Annotated in this window: 20 protein-coding genes; 10 read left to right on the forward strand and 10 right to left on the reverse strand. The window is 56.9% G+C overall.

From position 1 onward, the window contains the following. The first annotated feature begins 4 nt into the window (after positions 1–4). Together IBX59_RS06500 and IBX59_RS06505 are read left to right on the forward strand one after the other, a co-directional pair. On the forward strand, positions 5–1309 hold the full coding sequence (locus IBX59_RS06500; protein WP_296373633.1) for an FAD-binding oxidoreductase: 1305 nt from the start codon (positions 5–7) through the stop codon (positions 1307–1309). Positions 1310–1435: 126 nt separating this feature from the next. Next, positions 1436–2803 carry an aminotransferase gene (locus IBX59_RS06505; protein WP_296373635.1) on the forward strand — a complete coding sequence of 456 codons (1368 nt, stop codon included), beginning with the start codon at positions 1436–1438 and terminating at the stop codon, positions 2801–2803. A 265-nt stretch (positions 2804–3068) separates the two neighbouring features. On the opposite strand, the gene phaR is transcribed toward IBX59_RS06505, so the two are convergent. From phaR to IBX59_RS06520, 3 genes are all read right to left on the reverse strand, one after another. Then, positions 3069–3605 (reverse strand): polyhydroxyalkanoate synthesis repressor PhaR, encoded by a 537-nt coding sequence (gene phaR / locus IBX59_RS06510; RefSeq protein WP_296373677.1) that lies wholly within the window; start codon positions 3603–3605, stop codon positions 3069–3071. Between the two features lie 152 nt (positions 3606–3757). Then, entirely contained in the window at positions 3758–4210 is a 453-nt protein-coding gene (locus IBX59_RS06515; protein ID WP_296373681.1) for a phasin family protein, read from the reverse strand. Positions 4211–4356: 146 nt separating this feature from the next. Continuing rightward, on the reverse strand, positions 4357–6153 hold the full coding sequence (locus IBX59_RS06520) for a class I poly(R)-hydroxyalkanoic acid synthase (RefSeq protein ID WP_296373638.1): 1797 nt from the start codon (positions 6151–6153) through the stop codon (positions 4357–4359). Positions 6154–6221: 68 nt separating this feature from the next. Between IBX59_RS06520 and phaZ the strand changes: the two genes are divergently transcribed. Next, positions 6222–7490, forward strand: a complete 1269-nt coding sequence (phaZ, locus tag IBX59_RS06525; RefSeq protein WP_296373640.1) for a polyhydroxyalkanoate depolymerase — start codon at positions 6222–6224, stop codon at positions 7488–7490. 29 nt (positions 7491–7519) lie between these two features. Here the strand turns inward: phaZ and IBX59_RS06530 are convergent, their stop codons facing one another. The 3 genes from IBX59_RS06530 to IBX59_RS06540 all read right to left on the reverse strand — a co-directional run bounded on the left by IBX59_RS06530 (position 7520) and on the right by IBX59_RS06540 (position 8770). Further along, positions 7520–8263 (reverse strand): alpha/beta hydrolase, encoded by a 744-nt coding sequence (locus IBX59_RS06530; RefSeq protein WP_296373642.1) that lies wholly within the window; start codon positions 8261–8263, stop codon positions 7520–7522. Then, a complete protein-coding gene (locus IBX59_RS06535; RefSeq protein WP_296373644.1) occupies positions 8256–8381 on the reverse strand; it encodes a hypothetical protein in 126 nt (41 codons plus the stop codon). Before IBX59_RS06535 ends, IBX59_RS06530 begins: the two co-directional genes overlap by 8 nt. Positions 8382–8527: 146 nt before the next feature. Next, positions 8528–8770 carry a hypothetical protein gene (locus IBX59_RS06540; RefSeq protein ID WP_296373646.1) on the reverse strand — a complete coding sequence of 81 codons (243 nt, stop codon included), beginning with the start codon at positions 8768–8770 and terminating at the stop codon, positions 8528–8530. A 206-nt stretch (positions 8771–8976) separates the two neighbouring features. Between IBX59_RS06540 and thrS the strand changes: the two genes are divergently transcribed. From thrS to IBX59_RS06565, 5 genes are all read left to right on the forward strand, one after another. Beyond that, positions 8977–10923 carry a threonine--tRNA ligase gene (thrS, locus tag IBX59_RS06545; RefSeq protein ID WP_296373647.1) on the forward strand — a complete coding sequence of 649 codons (1947 nt, stop codon included), beginning with the start codon at positions 8977–8979 and terminating at the stop codon, positions 10921–10923. A gap of 234 nt (positions 10924–11157) precedes the next feature. Beyond that, positions 11158–11460, forward strand: a complete 303-nt coding sequence (locus tag IBX59_RS06550) for a DUF2282 domain-containing protein (RefSeq protein ID WP_296373649.1) — start codon at positions 11158–11160, stop codon at positions 11458–11460. 66 nt (positions 11461–11526) lie between these two features. Beyond that, positions 11527–12375, forward strand: a complete 849-nt coding sequence (locus IBX59_RS06555) for a DUF692 domain-containing protein (protein ID WP_296373651.1) — start codon at positions 11527–11529, stop codon at positions 12373–12375. Then, entirely contained in the window at positions 12372–13109 is a 738-nt protein-coding gene (locus IBX59_RS06560; RefSeq protein ID WP_296373653.1) for a DUF2063 domain-containing protein, read from the forward strand. Before IBX59_RS06555 ends, IBX59_RS06560 begins: the two co-directional genes overlap by 4 nt. Before the next feature lie 12 nt (positions 13110–13121). Then, positions 13122–13676: a DoxX family membrane protein gene (locus tag IBX59_RS06565; RefSeq protein WP_296373655.1), complete on the forward strand. Its 555-nt coding sequence runs from the start codon at positions 13122–13124 to the stop codon at positions 13674–13676. Here IBX59_RS06565 and IBX59_RS06570 read toward each other — a convergent pair. Together IBX59_RS06570 and IBX59_RS06575 are read right to left on the reverse strand one after the other, a co-directional pair. Beyond that, the gene (locus IBX59_RS06570; protein ID WP_296373658.1) at positions 13660–14028 is read right to left on the reverse strand and encodes a hypothetical protein; all 369 of its coding nucleotides are present in this window, start codon (positions 14026–14028) and stop codon (positions 13660–13662) included. The genes IBX59_RS06565 and IBX59_RS06570 overlap by 17 nt on opposite strands. Before the next feature lie 28 nt (positions 14029–14056). Next, on the reverse strand, positions 14057–14401 hold the full coding sequence (locus IBX59_RS06575; protein WP_296373660.1) for an arsenate reductase family protein: 345 nt from the start codon (positions 14399–14401) through the stop codon (positions 14057–14059). Positions 14402–14535: 134 nt separating this feature from the next. On the opposite strand from IBX59_RS06575, the gene IBX59_RS06580 reads away from it, so the two are divergent. Beyond that, a complete protein-coding gene (locus IBX59_RS06580) occupies positions 14536–14745 on the forward strand; it encodes a cold-shock protein (protein WP_296373662.1) in 210 nt (69 codons plus the stop codon). Positions 14746–14752: 7 nt separating this feature from the next. Here the strand turns inward: IBX59_RS06580 and IBX59_RS06585 are convergent, their stop codons facing one another. Both IBX59_RS06585 and thyX read right to left on the reverse strand, forming a co-directional pair. Then, on the reverse strand, positions 14753–15079 hold the full coding sequence (locus IBX59_RS06585; RefSeq protein WP_296373664.1) for a TraR/DksA family transcriptional regulator: 327 nt from the start codon (positions 15077–15079) through the stop codon (positions 14753–14755). 162 nt (positions 15080–15241) lie between these two features. Continuing rightward, the gene (gene thyX / locus IBX59_RS06590) at positions 15242–16147 is read right to left on the reverse strand and encodes an FAD-dependent thymidylate synthase (protein ID WP_296373666.1); all 906 of its coding nucleotides are present in this window, start codon (positions 16145–16147) and stop codon (positions 15242–15244) included. Positions 16148–16312: 165 nt separating this feature from the next. Here thyX and IBX59_RS06595 point away from each other — a divergent pair. Next, a partial coding sequence (locus IBX59_RS06595; protein WP_296373668.1) for a thymidylate synthase occupies positions 16313–17003 on the forward strand: 691 nt, incomplete at its 3' end.

Genomic DNA, 17003 nt, shown 5'->3' on the forward strand with positions numbered 1-17003 from the left:
TCCGATGAACCCGCTTTACCGCAACGACCGCCCCGGCCAGTTCCCCAAAAGCTGGTACGCCGCAACCACCGATCTGCCGCCCGAACGCCCGCCGTTATACGGGCAGACGGTGGCGGATGTCTGCGTGATTGGCGCGGGCTTTACCGGTCTGTCAGCGGCGCTGCATCTGGCGCGCAAGGGGCTGGATGTGGTTGTGCTGGATGCGCATCGTGCGGGTTTTGGTGCCTCGGGGCGCAACGGCGGGCAGGTCGGCAGCGGCTATAACGCCAGCCAAAGCACGCTGGAAAAAAAGCTGGGGGCTGACGCCGCGCGCGCGCTTTGGGCGCTGGCCGAAGAGGCCAAGCAGGATATCCGCGACACCTGTGCGCGTGACATCCCCGAGGCGCGATACACCTCCGGCGTCGCCCATGGGTTTTACAGCGCAAAAGAGGCCCGCGAAGCCGCGACCGAAGCGCGGCATCTGGCCGACACATATGGCTATGACCAGATCGCGCAGCTTGATCCTGAAGAAATGCGCGCGCTGGTCAAATCGCCGGTCTATCAGGGCGGCGAACTGGACATGGGCGCGGGCCATATCCACCCGCTGCGCTATGCGCTGGGGCTGGCGCGACTGGCCGAGGCTGCGGGCGCGCGGCTGTTCGACCGATCAGAGGTACATCACATCGCCCATGGCGACCCCGCCGAAGTGCGCACTGACAAAGGCTGTGTCAAGGCGCGGCATGTGGTCCTTGCCGGCAATGGCTATCTGCCGAACATCGCCCGCAAGGTGAATGCCAAAGTCATGCCGATCAACAGCTTCATCTGCGCCACCGCGCCACTAGGCGACCGTGCAGCGGATGTGCTGGCGCGTGATATCGCCGTCGCGGACAGCAAATTCGTGGTGAATTACTACCGCCTTTCCGAAGACAAAAGGCTGCTGTTCGGCGGGCGCGAAAGCTATTCTATCGGTTTTCCCAGTGATATCAGCACCGCACTGGTCGCGCGGATGACGACGCTTTTCCCGCAACTTGCCGGTGTGCCGGTGGATTACGTCTGGGGCGGCACGCTGGGCATCACCATGACCCGCCTGCCCGCGATCCAATGTGTCGCGCCAAATGTGCTGTCAGGTGCAGGATTTTCGGGCCATGGTGTTGCCCTGTCCGGTTTGGCAGGCAAGGTCATGGCCGAGGCGATCGCCGGTCAAGCCGGTCGGTTTGATACGCTTGCGGGAATCAAGGTGCCCAATTTCCCCGGTGGAACCGCATTTCGTGCACCGCTGCTGACGCTGGCGATGACGTGGTATGCATTCCGTGACAGGCTTGGTATCTGACGCCGCCGCTGTTCAGGCGCAGACGACGCCGCACAGCGCCCCTGAATGATCTTGTCATCGGCCCATTGTAAGACCACATACGCCAGCTTATTCTTTCATAAACAGAAGCAAAAAGGTTGCCCGCCCATGTCTGACACATCCCCCAACAGCTGGGAAGCCCGCGCCGACGCCAGTTCCTTTTACGGCTTCACCGATCTGCCCACGGTCCATGACCGCGGTATGATCGTGGTCACCCACGGCAAAGGCCCTTATGTCTATGACACAACCGGGCGTGAATACCTTGATAGCAACTCTGGCCTGTGGAACATGGTTGCCGGATTTGACCACCCTGGCCTGATCAAGGCAGCGCAAGACCAATACGCCAGATTCCCAGGCTATCATGCGTTTTTTGGCCGGATGTCGGACCAGACCGTGATGCTGTCGGAAAAACTGGTCGAAGTATCACCGTTTGACCGGGCCAAGGTATTTTATACCAATTCCGGGTCCGAAGCGAACGACACGATGGTCAAGATGCTGTGGTTTCTGGCCAAGTCAGAGGACAAGCCGGATCGCCGCAAGATCCTCACTCGGATCAACGCCTATCACGGGGTCACGGCGGTTTCTGCATCCATGACGGGCAAGCCCTATAACAGCGTCTTTGGCCTGCCGTTGGACGGGTTTATCCACCTGTCCTGTCCGCATTACTGGCGCTATGGCAAACAAGACGAGACCGAGGCGCAATTCACTGTCCGCATGGCGCAAGAACTGGAAGACACCATTCAACGCGAAGGCCCGGATACCATTGCGGGATTCTTTGCCGAACCTGTCATGGGGGCTGGCGGCGTGATCCCCCCGTCTGCGGGGTATTTTCAGGCGATCCAGCCGATCCTGCGCAAATACGGCATACCCCTGATCGCGGATGAGGTCATCACGGGCTTTGGCCGCACCGGCAACACCTGGGGCTGTGAAACCTATGATTTCATCCCCGACGCAATCATTTCATCCAAGAACCTGACAGCCGGGTTTTTTCCGATGGGCGCGATCATCCTTGGCCCCGATCTGGCAGACAGGTTGCAGGCCGCCGCAGAAGAGATCGAGGAATTTCCCCATGGCTTCACCGCATCGGGCCATCCTGTCGGTTGCGCCATCGCACTGAAAGCCATCGACGTGGTTATGAACGAAGGATTGGCCGAAAACGTCCGCACCCTGACACCATTGTTCGAAGAAGGCATGGCGCGGCTGGCAGAAAACCCCAATATCGGCGAATGGCGCGGCAAGGGCCTGATGGGCGCGCTGGAGGCCGTGGCCGATAAGGCGACCAAACGGCCGTTTGACGGATCGTTATCGGTCAGTGAACGCATCGCCAATGCTTGCACCGATCAAGGGCTGATCTGTCGCCCGCTGGGGCAAGCCGTTGTCCTGTGCCCACCTTTCATTTTCACCCCCGCCCATATGGACGAAATGTTTGGTAAACTGGAAAAGGCATTAAAAGGCGTCTTTGCAGAGGTCGCTTAACGCGGTTTTAACCAATGTGACTGGACTGTCGCGCCGCCCAAATGGGTGGAATTATTCGTCGTGAGGTGGTGGATGTCGAACGCGAGGTCGGGACAGCAGCATTTGTCGCAGAGGTCCGCAGCAGAGGTTTTCGGCTGATCCGGACAAGGCATTACTTCATCATTGTCTGTAACAATGACCCTATCGAAATTGTCATGTAAAAGCCGGCAGATTTCTAAAAATCTGCCGGCTACACACAAAGGAATTTTGCAAAATTCCTTTGGTCTTATTTGTTCAATTTTGAAAGTTTTTCCTGCAATTCAGCAAGCTGGCTTTTGATTTCAACAAGGTCGTCCTCTTCTTTTGCCGGTCCACTGCTGCCGGGAATCATACCCCCGGTCATGGCCTTGAAGAACGCAGCTTGCTGGGCGCGCATCGCCTCGAATCCCGGCATAGCGGCCATGGGGTTAGCTTTGCCCATATTCTCCATGGCTTTGGACTGACCATCGCGTAGCATTTCGAAACTGGCTTGCAGGAATTGCGGCACAACGGACGCGGCCTGTGTTGTATAACTGCGCACCAGATCTGTCAGCACATCAACTGGCAGCACATTTTCTCCGCGGCTTTCGTGTTCAGAGATAATTTGCAACAGATATTGGCGGGTAAGATCATCGCCGGATTTAAGGTCAACAATCTGCACTTCACGGCCTTCGCGAATAAACAGAGCGATATCTTCCAACGTCACGTAATCGCTGGTTTCCGTGTTATAAAGACGCCGGCTTGCGTAACGCTTGATCAGTAGCGGTTTATTTATCTCAGCCACGTCTGTCTCTCCCCGAACATGTTGCAGTGCAGAGAAGCCTATGCCGCGTCTTTGCAAAAAGAAAGAGGCAAGCGCAGAAAACAAAAGGCGGCCCAAAATTGGACCGCCTTTCAAATCAAACCCTCAGGGAGGCAAGGGCAGATTAAAACAATTTACTTGGCAACAGTCGTGGCTTTTTTCGCAGCAGCCGTCATATCGGTCGATGCCTTCTTGGCAGCGGCGGTCATGTCTTCGGACATGTCTTTGCCTGCAGCCAGAACCAGTTCCATCGTCTGTGTCTGCACTTTTTTCGCAATTTCAGCAAATGCAGCCATATGCTCGGCGGCAGCTTCAGCAGAGGCAGATGCGAAATCGGTCATTGCCTTGGCATAATCGGCAGGCTCAGCCTTTGCTTTTGACATTGCTTCGATTTTAGCCAGCGTATCTTGTGCCCATTTTGCCGACAGTTCGGTTGACTTGCCAGCCGCGTCGATGGCAACACCGGACATTTTTTCAGCCAGCGTTGTTTGTGTTTTAAAGGTTTCTTCCATTGACTTTGTGTCGACGGGGAATGCGCCCATCATGTCCTTGAACACGGCGGTGAAGTCTTGCGTTTTAGTTGTCATAATATGCAGCCTTTCCTGGTGCGGCGCGGTTCGTAAACCGCTGTTATCTCTCACACCAATATGTATGCTGCAGTGCGGCATTTCAAGTTTTTTTTCTGCACTGCGGCATATTTTTTGCAGTGCAGCATATTGCCGAAATTTTACAGCTACTTAGAAACAACGTATGTACCCGGCGCCGGGGCAAGCACCGGATGATTTGCAGCGCCAGGTTGGCGTGCAGGGACCATTTTACCTGATTTCTTGGACAACCACGCATCCCAAAGCGGCCACCAAGACCCATCGTGCCTGTCTGCTGATTCCCGCCAATCATCGGCGCTCAACGCCAGTTCAGGGTTGGTATAGTGGCCGTATTTGTTCTTGGATGGCGGGTTCACGATGCCCGCAATATGGCCGGATTCCGACAGGATGAATGTCTTGTCCTTCGATCCCATCTTCTGAATGCCGTGATAGCTGCTTTTCCATGCGGCGATGTGATCGGTTTCGCAGGCGATGGCGATCAGGGGAACGGTCACATCCTTGATATGCACCGTCGTGCCGCAGACATCAAAACCCGTGGTGGCGAATTTATCCCGCTGGCACAGCCCGCGCAGATATTCCATCGTCATGGTGGCGGGCAGGTTCGTGCCGTCGCCGTTCCAATACAGCAGATCAAAGGCCGGGGGGGCCTTGCCCATCATGTAGCTTTTGATCGCAGGCCCATAAATCAGATCATTTGCGCGCAGATAGGAAAACGTGCGCGACATGAAAAAGGAATCCAAAATACCGTTTTCCGCCACCTCTGCGGCGATCCCGTTGACGAAATCATCTTCAAGGAACACACCCACCTCGCCCCGGTCGGAAAAATCAGTCAGCGTGGTGAAAAAGGTCGCAGCATTGACGGATGTATCCTTGCGCTGCTTCATCAGGGCCAGCGTCAGCGACAGCGTGGTGCCCGCAATGCAGTAACCCACGGCGTTCACCTTTTTCACGCCGCAAATCTTTTTCACCTCTTCAATCGCGGTCAGATAGCCGTCTTCGACGTAATGCGACATGGATGTGTCGCGATATCCCGGATCAGGATTGACCCATGACACGATGAACACAGTGTAGCCCTGATCGACCGCCCATTTAATCAGGCTGTTTTGCGGTTTCAGGTCAAGAATATAGAATTTATTGATCCACGGCGGAAAGATGATCAGCGGCGTTTCATACACTTTTTCTGTGGTCGGGGTATACTGTATCAACTCGAACAGTTTATTGCGATAAACGACGGCCCCGGGCGTGGTGGCCAGGTTTTCGCCCAGTTTGAACGCGGTTTTATCTGCCAGCGTCACCACCAGATCGCCGTTGTTTGCCTCCAGATCAGCGACCAAATTCTCCAGGCCCGTTACAAGACTTTCGCCATCGGTTTCAGCCGCCAACGCCAGCGCCTCTGGGTTGGTGGGCAGAAAATTTGTGGGGCTCAGCATATCAATCAATTGCTGACTGAAATAGCGCAGCCGCTTCTTTTCTTCAGAATCGAGTGTATCAATATCTTCGACCGCCTGCTGCACTGCGGCAACGTTGATCAAATATTGCTGTTTGATAAAATTAAAATACGGGTGGGTATCCCATAGTTCGTGCGAAAAACGCCGATCCTTGGGGGTTTCATCGTTCGGCGGTTCCAGTTTACCTTGGGCCAGCAGATGTTGCGCCGCAACATAATGCTTGACAGATTTACCCCAAAATTCCAGTTGATGTTCCAACAGTTTCGCCGGATTGTGCATCATTTCAGACAGATACCCGGTCGCCGCCTTGAGATAGAGATCCTGGCTTGGCCCCTGCAAAGCAGGTGGCACAGGGCGCGCCTGACCAAGCGCAGAAATAAGCCGTTGTGTCAGTTGTTCGACCCGTGCCAAGTTCGCTTCAAGTTTGGCAACATTCTGTTGGGAAGTGACACCGTGTTCCAAATCGTTTGTTGTCATTTTAACCTTCCTATGCATATGCTGCATGCGCAGCATATTGCCTGTGACCGCGTGACCGGAGATCTTAAATGAAGTATATGCTGACCTACGACCTGATGGAAAGTGCGCGCAACACAAACCAATGGCTTGGGGCGACAGCCCGCGCCTTTGCGTCATACCCCATGATGTCGATGGCAGCTAACCCGGCAATGGACTGGTTGAAGGCCTGGGGCGAAGTCACCGAACGCACATTTGAACGCATGGTGGTCAAACCAGACTGGAACCTGCCGCCCGTGACCTGCGAAAAGGGCCGTGACCACATGGTTGTGATCGAAACTGTCGTTTCACGGCCATTTGGCGACCTGATCCATTTCACGACCCCCGGACGCAAGCCCAGCAAACGCCGGGTGTTATTGGTGGCCCCCATGTCCGGCCACTATGCCACGCTATTGCGCAAAACTGTCATTAGCTTACTGCCCGATTGTGACGTCTATATTACGGATTGGCACAATGCCCGCGACATTCCCGTCAGCGCCGGGAAATTCGATGTTGAGGATTACACCCTTTACCTTGTGGATTTCATGCGTGAACTCGGGTCAGATCTGCATGTGATCGCTGTGTGCCAACCGGTGCCGCTCACGCTGGCCGCTACGGCCTATCTGGCCGAACAAGACCCCAACGCGCAGCCTCGGTCGCTGACCCTGATCGGCGGCCCTGTTGACCCAGAGGCGAACCACACCGAAGTCACGGATTTCGGCCGGTCGGTGACAATGGGCCAGTTGGAACAGACAATGATCCAGCGTGTTGGATTTAATTACAGCGGGGTGGGCCGTCTGGTTTACCCCGGCCTGTTGCAGCTTGCATCCTTTATTTCAATGAACCTTGAAACCCATGCAACGGCGTTTCAAAATCAGATCATCAAGGTGGCCAAGGATGAAGCCGGTGATTTTGACAAACACAATGCGTTTTACGATGAATACCTTGCCGTGATGGATATGACCGGCGAATTTTACCTTTCCACCGTAGAACGGGTTTTCAAGGGCCGCGAAATTGCCCGAAATGCCTTTGTTGTCGATGGGCACAAGGTTGATTTCGGCAAGATCACAACCGTTGCCGTGAAAATCGTAGAAGGCGAAAACGATGATATTTCAGCGCCCGGACAATGCCTTGCCGCCCTGCCCCTGCTGACGGGCCTGCCGGACGAAAAGAAAGCATCGCATCTGGAACCCGGCGCGGGGCATTACGGTATTTTTGCAGGGGCAAGCTGGCGTAACAATATCCGCCCGCTTGTCCTGAACTTTATCGACGTCAACGCGGATCCTGAAAAAAAACCCGCCAACAAGAATACTGCTGCCTGATATACGGCGCGCTGCGCAGCACGCCCCTGTCACCATCCGGTCGCCAGCACATCAGCCACCGCAGCGGTGATCAGTTGCAGGCAACGCGCGTCGGAAAAGCGGTGATCTGCCCCTTTTACCAGTGTCAGCCGCATATCCGGCCCTGTCGCATGATCCAGCAAACGCAAGGCGACAGACATATCCACATCCGCATCTGCCGTGCCTTGCAGAAACCGCACCGGAAACGGCAGCGGCAAAGGGTCACGCAGCACCAACCGGCTGCGCCCTTCGGTGATCAGACGTTTTGTGATGATGTAGGGATCACCGTATTCTGACGGCAGCGCGACCTGGCCTTTGCTTTCCAGTTTTGCCTTTTGCGCATCGGAAAACCCCGCCCACATGCTGTCTTCGGTGAAATCGGGGGCGGCGGCAATCGTGACCAGCCCGGCGATACGGTCCGGCATCGTGCGCGCCGCCAGTAGCGAAATCCATCCGCCCATCGACGACCCCACCAGCACCACAGGCCCCGCGATCAGGCCCAGCGCGGCGCAGGCATCCTGAAACCAGTCGCCAATGGCGCCATCGGTAAAGTCGCCGCCACTTTGCCCGTGGCCGGAATAGTCGAACCGCAGGAACGCGCGGCCCTGCGCGCGCGCCCAGTTTTCCAGATATACCGCCTTGGTGCCTTGCATGTCGGATTTGAACCCGCCCAGAAACACCACAGCAGGCCCTGTGCCGTCTGTCAGGTGATAGGCGATGCGCCGCCCTTGGGGTGTGACGAATGTGTCAGCCATGTTGCACCTCTTGTAGCCCGTTTGCGATCATTGCCACAGCAAAACACATCGCCGCGAAAAGGCCAATGATCACAGGCACGCTGATCGCGGCCACTGTCACTGTCCATGGTAACCGCATCAAAAACCTGATCTTTAAGGTTTTCTGTCAAGGTAAGGGACCGTGTTCATGTCACGATGAACATAAGGGGCAGCGCAAAATTATCACGTAAGCGGCGCGCGCGCTGGCCCTGTCAGCAAGACGTGCGAAGCGGGCTGTGTAGCGCGTCAGCCACTGACATATACGGCTTTTTGGGGGCGATAGAAAATCTTTTGGTCGTGCAGACGGCCCAACAATTCTTCGCCGGTGCGTTGGTCGTGTTCGATCACACGGATCGATTCAAGATGCGCGGGGTTTTCTTCGGTCAGGGCAAGACGCATCCGGCTTAATTCACGGCCACGGGCGCGCAGGGCTTCTTCGATCAGGTCAATGTCTTCAACGCTCAGGTTGAACGTGCGGTTATATGGCATGATTTTCCCCAAAATTTCGCGCGTTTCCCATCGGAAACTTATGTCGTGTTTACCACCCGATCTGTCGCAGTCAACGTATATCTGTGCATACAAATCATGCACCGGATGCACACCACTTGACCATTCGGGCGCACAGGGGCATTTAACGCCGAGACATAACCCGCAACCGGGCGTTCCGTGGGCGCCAAACCGACGAGGAGCCGTATATGGCCCAGATTTCCCTGACTTTCCCCGATGGCAACGCGCGCAGCTATGACGTGGGCATCACCGCGGCCGATGTTGCTGCCGACATTTCCCCATCATTGCGCAAAAAGGCGATCAGCGCGACGGTGAACGGCGCCCATTGGGATTTGCAATGGCCGATTGACGCGGATGCATCCATCGCCATCAACACGATGAAGGATGATGCCCCCGCGCTGGAACTGGTGCGCCACGATCTGGCGCATATCATGGCCCGCGCGGTGCAGGAAATCTGGCCCGATACCCAAGTCACAATCGGCCCCGTGATCAAGGATGGCTGGTATTACGATTTCGACCGTGCCGAACCCTTTACCCCCGAAGATCTTGGCGCCATCGAAAAGAAGATGAAGGACATCATCAACAAGCGCGATGCGGTCCGCACCGAAATCTGGGACCGCGCAAAAGCCGTGCAATATTACCAAGACCGGGGCGAACCCTATAAGGTTGAACTGATCGACAGCATCCCCGGCAATGAACCGCTGCGCATGTATTGGCACGGGGACTGGCAGGATCTGTGCCGTGGCCCGCATTTGCAGAACACCGGCCAGGTGCCCGCCGATGCCTTCAAGCTGATGTCGATCGCCGGGGCCTATTGGCGCGGTGACAGCAACCGCGCGATGCTGCAACGCATCTATGGCGTGGCCTTTCGCAACAAGGAAGACCTGCGCGCCCACCTGCACATGCTGGAAGAGGCCGCCAAGCGCGACCACCGCAAGCTGGGCCGCGAAATGGACCTGTTCCACATGCAGGAAGAAGCCCCCGGTCAGGTCTTCTGGCACCCCAATGGCTGGACGATCTACACCGAATTACAAGACTACATGCGTCGCAAACAGCGCCAGGGCGGCTATGTCGAAGTGAACACACCCCAGGTCGTGGACCGCAAGCTGTGGGAAGCATCCGGTCATTGGGAAAAATATCAGGAAAACATGTTCATCGTCGAAGTGGACGAAGACCACGCCCGCGAAAAGGCCGTGAACGCGCTGAAACCGATGAACTGCCCCTGTCATGTGCAGATTTTCAATCAGGGCCTGAAATCTTACCGCGACCTGCCGCTGCGCATGGCCGAATTCGGGTCGTGCAACCGCTATGAACCATCCGGCGCGCTGCACGGTATCATGCGGGTGCGCGGGTTTACGCAGGATGACGGGCATATTTTCTGCCGCGAGGACCAGATTGAAGCGGAAACAGCAGAATTTATCCAGTTCCTCAGCGCGGTTTACAAGGATCTGGGGTTCGAGAATTTCAGCGTGAAATTCAGCGACCGCCCCGACACCCGCGCCGGATCGGACGCGGTGTGGGACAAGGCCGAAGCCGCGCTGCTGGCCGCCACCCGCGCCGCCGGGATCGAGCCCGAACTGAACCCCGGCGAAGGCGCGTTTTACGGCCCGAAACTGGAATTTGTGCTGACCGATGCAATCGGGCGTGACTGGCAATGCGGCACGCATCAGGTGGATTTCGTGCTGCCCGAACGGCTGGATGCGGAATATGTCGGCATGGACGGAAACAAACACCGCCCCGTCATGCTGCACCGCGCCTGCCTTGGGAGTTTTGAACGTTTCATCGGCATCCTGATCGAGGAACACGCCGGGAAACTGCCGTTTTGGCTTGCCCCGCGGCAGGTTGTCGTGGCGTCGATCATTTCAGACGCGGATGATTATGTGCAAGAAGTTGTCGCCGCACTGAAGGCCGCAGGCGTGCGGGCCGAGGCGGATGTCCGCAACGAAAAGATCAACTACAAGGTTCGGGAACATTCGGTTGGCAAGGTGCCGGTCATTCTGGCGCTTGGTGCGCGCGAAGTGCAAGAACGCACCGTCACTGTGCGGCGTTTGGGCGAGAACAGGACCACTGTAACATCGTTGGAGGACATCGTGAAAAATCTGTCCAAAACCGCTACGCCACCCGACCTTTTGTAACATTCCAGCGCTGGACACTGTAATAAACCCGCCATGCCGTGCCATGGCGGGTTTATTTTTTTCAAGGAATACGCTGCCGCGACAGGCTGCCGCAGGCATTTTGACTGTCACAGAACCTCACGGGCGCGCGATACACGTGGCTGTGAATGGCCGATGAACACATAAAGCGGTTAGAGTTTCCGCATCGCCGGCTAACGGTGAACGTGAAACAATCTGAACCAAAGGATTTTCCCAATGTCCAAAGCTACCAAGACACTTGTTCTCGCCAGTGCTGTGGCCACTGCACTCGCCGGCCTGTCCACCACTGCATCTGCCGCAGGCGAAGTGAAATGCTTCGGCATTTCATTGGCTGGTCAAAACGACTGCGCTGCCGGCCCTGGCACAACTTGTGCTGGCACCTCAAGTGTGGATTATCAGGGCAACGCCTGGACGCTGGTCCCCGCAGGCACATGCGAAACCATGGAACTGCCCACTATGGCCGATGGCACCCCGCGCACCGGTGCGCTGGAAGCACTTGATCGCGATTTGCCCGCATAAAATATCGACAACAAGCGCGCAGGGCAGTCACGCCGGCCCTGCGCGTATCTTGCCAAGGACGGACACATGTTTGACGCCACCGCCCCCAGCCCGCTGCCTGCCCGCCCAGGCGTGGGATACAAGCCCCAGCATTACAGCGCCATCATGGCAAACCCGGGCCCTGTTCGGTGGCTGGAAATTCACGCCGAAAATTACATGGGCGACGGCGGGCGCCCCATTGCACAATTGCGCCAACTGGCGGAACTTTTTCCCATATCGGTGCATGGCGTGGGCCTGTCGATCGGGGGTGAGGGCGATTTGGACGCCGACCACCTTGCCCGACTGAAGCATTTGGTTGGCTGGCTGAACCCCGCCAGTTTTTCCGAACATCTGGCATGGTCTACCCACGACACCCATTTTTTCAACGACCTGCTACCGCTACCTTATAACAGCGCCACACTGTCCCGCGTCGCGACACATATTGATCAACTGCAAGAGGCATTGGGGCGGCAAATACTGTTAGAAAACCCATCCAGCTATCTGGCCTTTGCCGGCGCGACCATGTCAGAAACAGATTTCCTGCGCGACCTGACCACACGCACCGGCTGCGGCCTGCTTCTTGATGTCAACAACGTCTTTGTAAGCGCCACCAATTTGCAGACGTCACCCCAGGACTATATCGCAGATTTTCCTTTGCACGCTGTGGGCGAAATTCACCTTGGCGGACATGATGTCGATGCCGACGAAACCGGCGCACCCTTGTTGATCGACAGTCATGGCAAGCCTGTGGTGGATCCGGTCTGGTCCTTGCTCGACTTGACCTTGGCCAAAACCGGGCCAAAACCCGTGCTGATCGAATGGGACAACGACGTGCCCGAGTGGCCTGTTCTGGCATCCGAGGCCGCACGTGCCGATGCTGTTTTGGCCAGCCAATGACCGCAACGCAAGCCAGCTTTATCGCCAGCGTGCTGGACCCGCAGGCCGCCGTGCCGCAGGGGCTGCAAAACCCAGATGGCGCACCCGCGACCAAGCGGTTTGATGTCTATCGCAACAATGTGTCTGTCAGCTTGGCTGACGCGCTTGAAACCGCCTTTCCGGTTGTGCGCAAGCTTGTGGGCGATGCTTTTTTCCGCGCTATGGCCGGGGTTTACTTGCGCCAGCATCCACCCAAAACCCCCCTGATGATGTTTTACGGCGATGCGATGCCCGCTTTTCTGGGCCGGTTTACACCCGCAAGATCATTGCCTTACCTTTCCGATATTGCCGCCGTCGAACTGGCAATGCGCCACGCCTACCACGCCGCTGACGTCCCCCCCATGGATGCTGAAACGCTGGCAACGCTGGCGCCCGACGCGCTGTTGCAAACACGGTTGCGGTTTGCCCCGGCAACACAGGTCATCCCATCGGATTACCCGATTTACAGCATCTACCGCGCCAATACGGTCGCCGATGCCCCCAAACCCGTCATGCAGCCGGAAACAGTTTTGATCACGCGTCCCGATCTGGACCCGATGATTGACCCGATCAACACCGCCACCGCCCGGTGCATCACCGCACTGTTGAAGGGCCAAACATTGGGTCAGGCGATGACCGGCGTCGGGGATGATCTGGATATGGGTGGTACGCTTGGATTGCTGCTGCGCCAATCAGCTGTGACCGCGATTTATTGAAAGGCCAAACCGATGTCGATCTTATCCCATCCCTTTACGCCGGTGGCGCGACAGCTTGATGCCGTGGGTCATCACGCCCTGCCGCTTTTGGCGCGCTTGGTCTTTGCCGGGGTTCTTTTGGTCTATTACTGGAATTCAGGGCTGACCAAACTCGGAGATGGGCTGTTTGGTTTTCTGTTTCCCCGCTCGGGTGCCTATGCGCAGATTTTCCCCCAAGCGATGGAGGCCGCCGGCTATGACACCAGCCAGTTGGGCGTTTTTCACTGGGCGGTTGTGGTTGGCGGGACGGTTGCTGAATTTATTCTTCCGCTTCTGATCGTGCTTGGGCTTCTTACGCGGTTGGCGGCGGTCGGGATGATCGGGTTCATCATCGTGCAATCACTGACCGATCTTTACGGCCATGGCGGCATCGCCCACCCCGGCACGTTGGGTGCGTGGTTCGACGGTGCGCCAGATGCGCTGATACTGGATCAGCGCGCGTTCTGGGTGCTTTGTCTTTTGATCCTGGTGTTCAAAGGTGCTGGTGCGCTATCACTTGACCGTGCAATTTTCAAAAATGCGCCTTAGGTTCATCAGGTTTGCCAGCCGCAATCGCAAGCAAACCACCCAAGGCTGCAAACCCGATGGGGAACATCGTCGCAACATTGAACCCGAAAGCGGTATAGAAACAGGCTGCGGCGATCAGCATCAGGATCCCCCCCCACAGCGCGCGCGCCTTGGCCATGGCGCCACCGGCAATCGCCAGCAGTGGGGCAATGAAACTGGCAAAGCGGATGAAGCCGGGGTTTTCAAAAACGCCAAAAATCTCGCCCACCTCGGTGCGCCGTTCGGTCAATTCGGCATAGCCGTAGCCAAACATGCCAACAAAAATGCCGATCAAACCAGCGATCAGGCCAAGTGTCAGGGCTGCGTTGCGCATGGATATCTCCTTTTTGGGTCTGCCAGACTTATGATGCCTGCGTCCCTTTGCCAAGATGGTGCGCCTGCACGTCAGCCTTCCAGCCGATCGTCCAATCGTCACCATCCACAATCACAGGGCGTTTCAACAGGGTGGGATGCGCGCCCAACAGGGTTGCGGGATCGGCTGCCTTTTCCGCGTCAGACAGGCCGCGCCACGTCGTTGACGCCCGATTGATCGCCGCATCCCCAAATCGCGTCATGATCTGCGCACGGTCATCGTCAGACAGACCGTCCGCGCGCACGTCGATCACCTTTGGCCTGTGCCCCGCCGCCTGCAAAGCCTTTATTGCCTTGCGGCAAGTATCGCAGGATTTTAGTCCAAAAAAGCGCATTCAGCCCACCTATTGTGCAAAGGGTCGGCAGATCACCTGTCTGCAACCACATGTCATTTGTTTTTTGCGAAAACCGCGTATTTTTCAATAGACGATTCTGCGCCCGTAAGAACACGACCAAAAGGAGAAACCACATGCCAGAAGGCACCGTCAAATGGTTCAACACGACAAAAGGTTATGGCTTTATCGCACCGGATGATGGCGGGTCCGATATTTTTGTGCATATTTCGGCGGTCGAACAATCGGGCCTGACGGGTCTGGCCGACGAACAAAAAATCACCTTTGACCTGATCGAAGGCCGCGACGGGCGCAAAACGGCGGGAAACCTGCGAAAAGCCGGTTGAGCGTTGATCATTCGCCCCGCATACAGGCACCACAACGCGGAATAGCTGGGTCAGTGGCAAGCCGTGCGGGCGCGATTTCATCGCCACATTCAGTGCAATAGCCGTATTCGCCGCTTTCCAGACGATCAAGCGCAGCCATGATCCGTTGCCGTTCCACCGCCCTGCGACGAGCCGTAGCCTGCGCCATAGCCTGATTTTGCAATGCATCCATGCGCGACAGGCGGCCCACGGCCTGCTGGTCAAGTTCGACGGTTTTTTGCCCCGCCTGCCCTGCGGCATCTTCTGCATCAAGGGCGACAAGACGGGCATGAAGGGCGGTTTTGGGGTCAGTCATGTTGGCAAGAATAGCGCGGCGCGGACCCAGTTGCCAGTGTCGTGTGAAACGCCAAGGCCGCGCGCGGTGCCCCGCGGGTGCAAAGCCCCTTCCCCGCGGGTAAGGGTTGCGCTTTATCGGCGATGCGCGCGCACAAGCAACCCATGTTATAGCGCGTTTGTTTTACCCGATCACCCCCATGAATTCGCGCCATTCCCCCTTGCTCATCCCGCTTGTTTCCTGCGTGACCTTTTCACCCGAGAGCAAACGCTTCACACAGTCAATCGCCTTGCCCGACAACGTTGCACCTCCCATGCGGTAATCTTCGAAGGCGCCATAGGCGGCGGGCACCCAGTCGGCAACCACCTTGCAAATTTCTTCGGCATATACGCGGATTTCGTATTGGGCGTGGCTGTCGGCGCGCAGGCGCAGGAAATGGAACAGGTTGTGCAAATCGACCTTCCAATACCATTGGGTGTAGATATTGGCGGGCAGGTTCATCCGGGCCAATTCGCGGGCAAGGCCCTGCTGGCCCTCGTCCGAAATCATCTCGGCGTAGTGGTCATAGCAGCGGGCAGCGTCGCCCTTGAGGTATTCCAGCACGCGCGCGGCCTCTTCCCCCGCCAGCGCGGCGCCCCGGCCCTGGTTGTTGATGACCGATTGCGCGGCAAGGTCTTCGGGGGCGGGGATATAGAATTCGCGATCAAGGATCGAATAGCGGGCGGAATATTCGTTGACGTTCGCAGTCCGGTGCCGGATCCACTGGCGGGCGACGAAAACGGGCAGTTTGACGTGCAGTTTGATTTCGCACATTTCGAACGGGGTCGAATGCCAGTGGCGCATAAGATAGCGGATCAGGCCTTCGTCGTTCTGGACCGATTTGGTGCCGCGGCCATAGGACACCCGCGCCGCCTGACAGATCGCGGCATCGTCACCCATATAGTCGATAACGCGGATGAACCCGTGGTCCAGCACGTCGTAGGCCTTGTAAAGATGGGTCTCCATCCCTTCGGCGACGGCGCGCAGGGTGGGTTTGGGGTTGGCGCGCAGGGCGTCGATTTCGGCCTGCTGGTCGGGGGTGATGGGCATCGCTTTCTCCGGCATGGGGATGAGTCGGTAAACTATAGGCAATGGCGGGCCGTGACAAAACCATCAACATATAAATATGGTTTTGATAGCCCTATGGTTGCGCCTTGACAGCACGAAACGTTCCCACGACTTTGCCCGCATAAATCGATTGGCAAGGATAATATAATGAAGATTTTCGCTTGTGCGCTGGCCGCCGCCGTCATGCTGTCTGCATGTGATGATGTGACAGTTGCTGACGGTGGAACGGGCGGGGACACACCAGCCACACCCGCAGAGGGCGTTGAACAGGCGGTGAAAGGAACCCTTGACGGTGTCACTTTCAATGCTGCCGCTGAAACACTTTTGGTGACAGTGCGATCGCTGGACGGTGACACTGTGGCAACGGCCTATGCGCGGAACAACACCTATGATCAGGATGGCTATATCGCGTTTACCCAGCAGGATGATGCACTGGACCGGTTTTTCACCGGGATGGCCGCAACATCCGCAGACGGCACTTCGCAGGCGGTGGTTGTCATGGATGGCGGGCAGTTCAACCGTTATTTTGGCGGCGTGAACTATGCGCAAATCGGCACCTACACGGCCCCGACCAGCGGGTTGGCCAGTTATGCCGGCGATTACGTGGGGCTGTTGAATGTCGGCACACGCACCGGCACGCTGTCATCCGGTGCCAGCAACAATATTCTGCCATACCGGTCGGGTCAGGTGACGGGTGATATTTTTCTCAACGTCGATTTTGCCGACAATAAAGTGAACGGCGCGATTTATAACCGTGTCGATGTCGATAGCGTTGGTATCAACGTTGACACTGTTTTCTTGCCCGCGACGGCACTGAACGCCGACGGTTCATTTGCCG

The organism is Yoonia sp. (assembly GCF_014859355.1).
Classification (GTDB): domain Bacteria; phylum Pseudomonadota; class Alphaproteobacteria; order Rhodobacterales; family Rhodobacteraceae; genus Yoonia.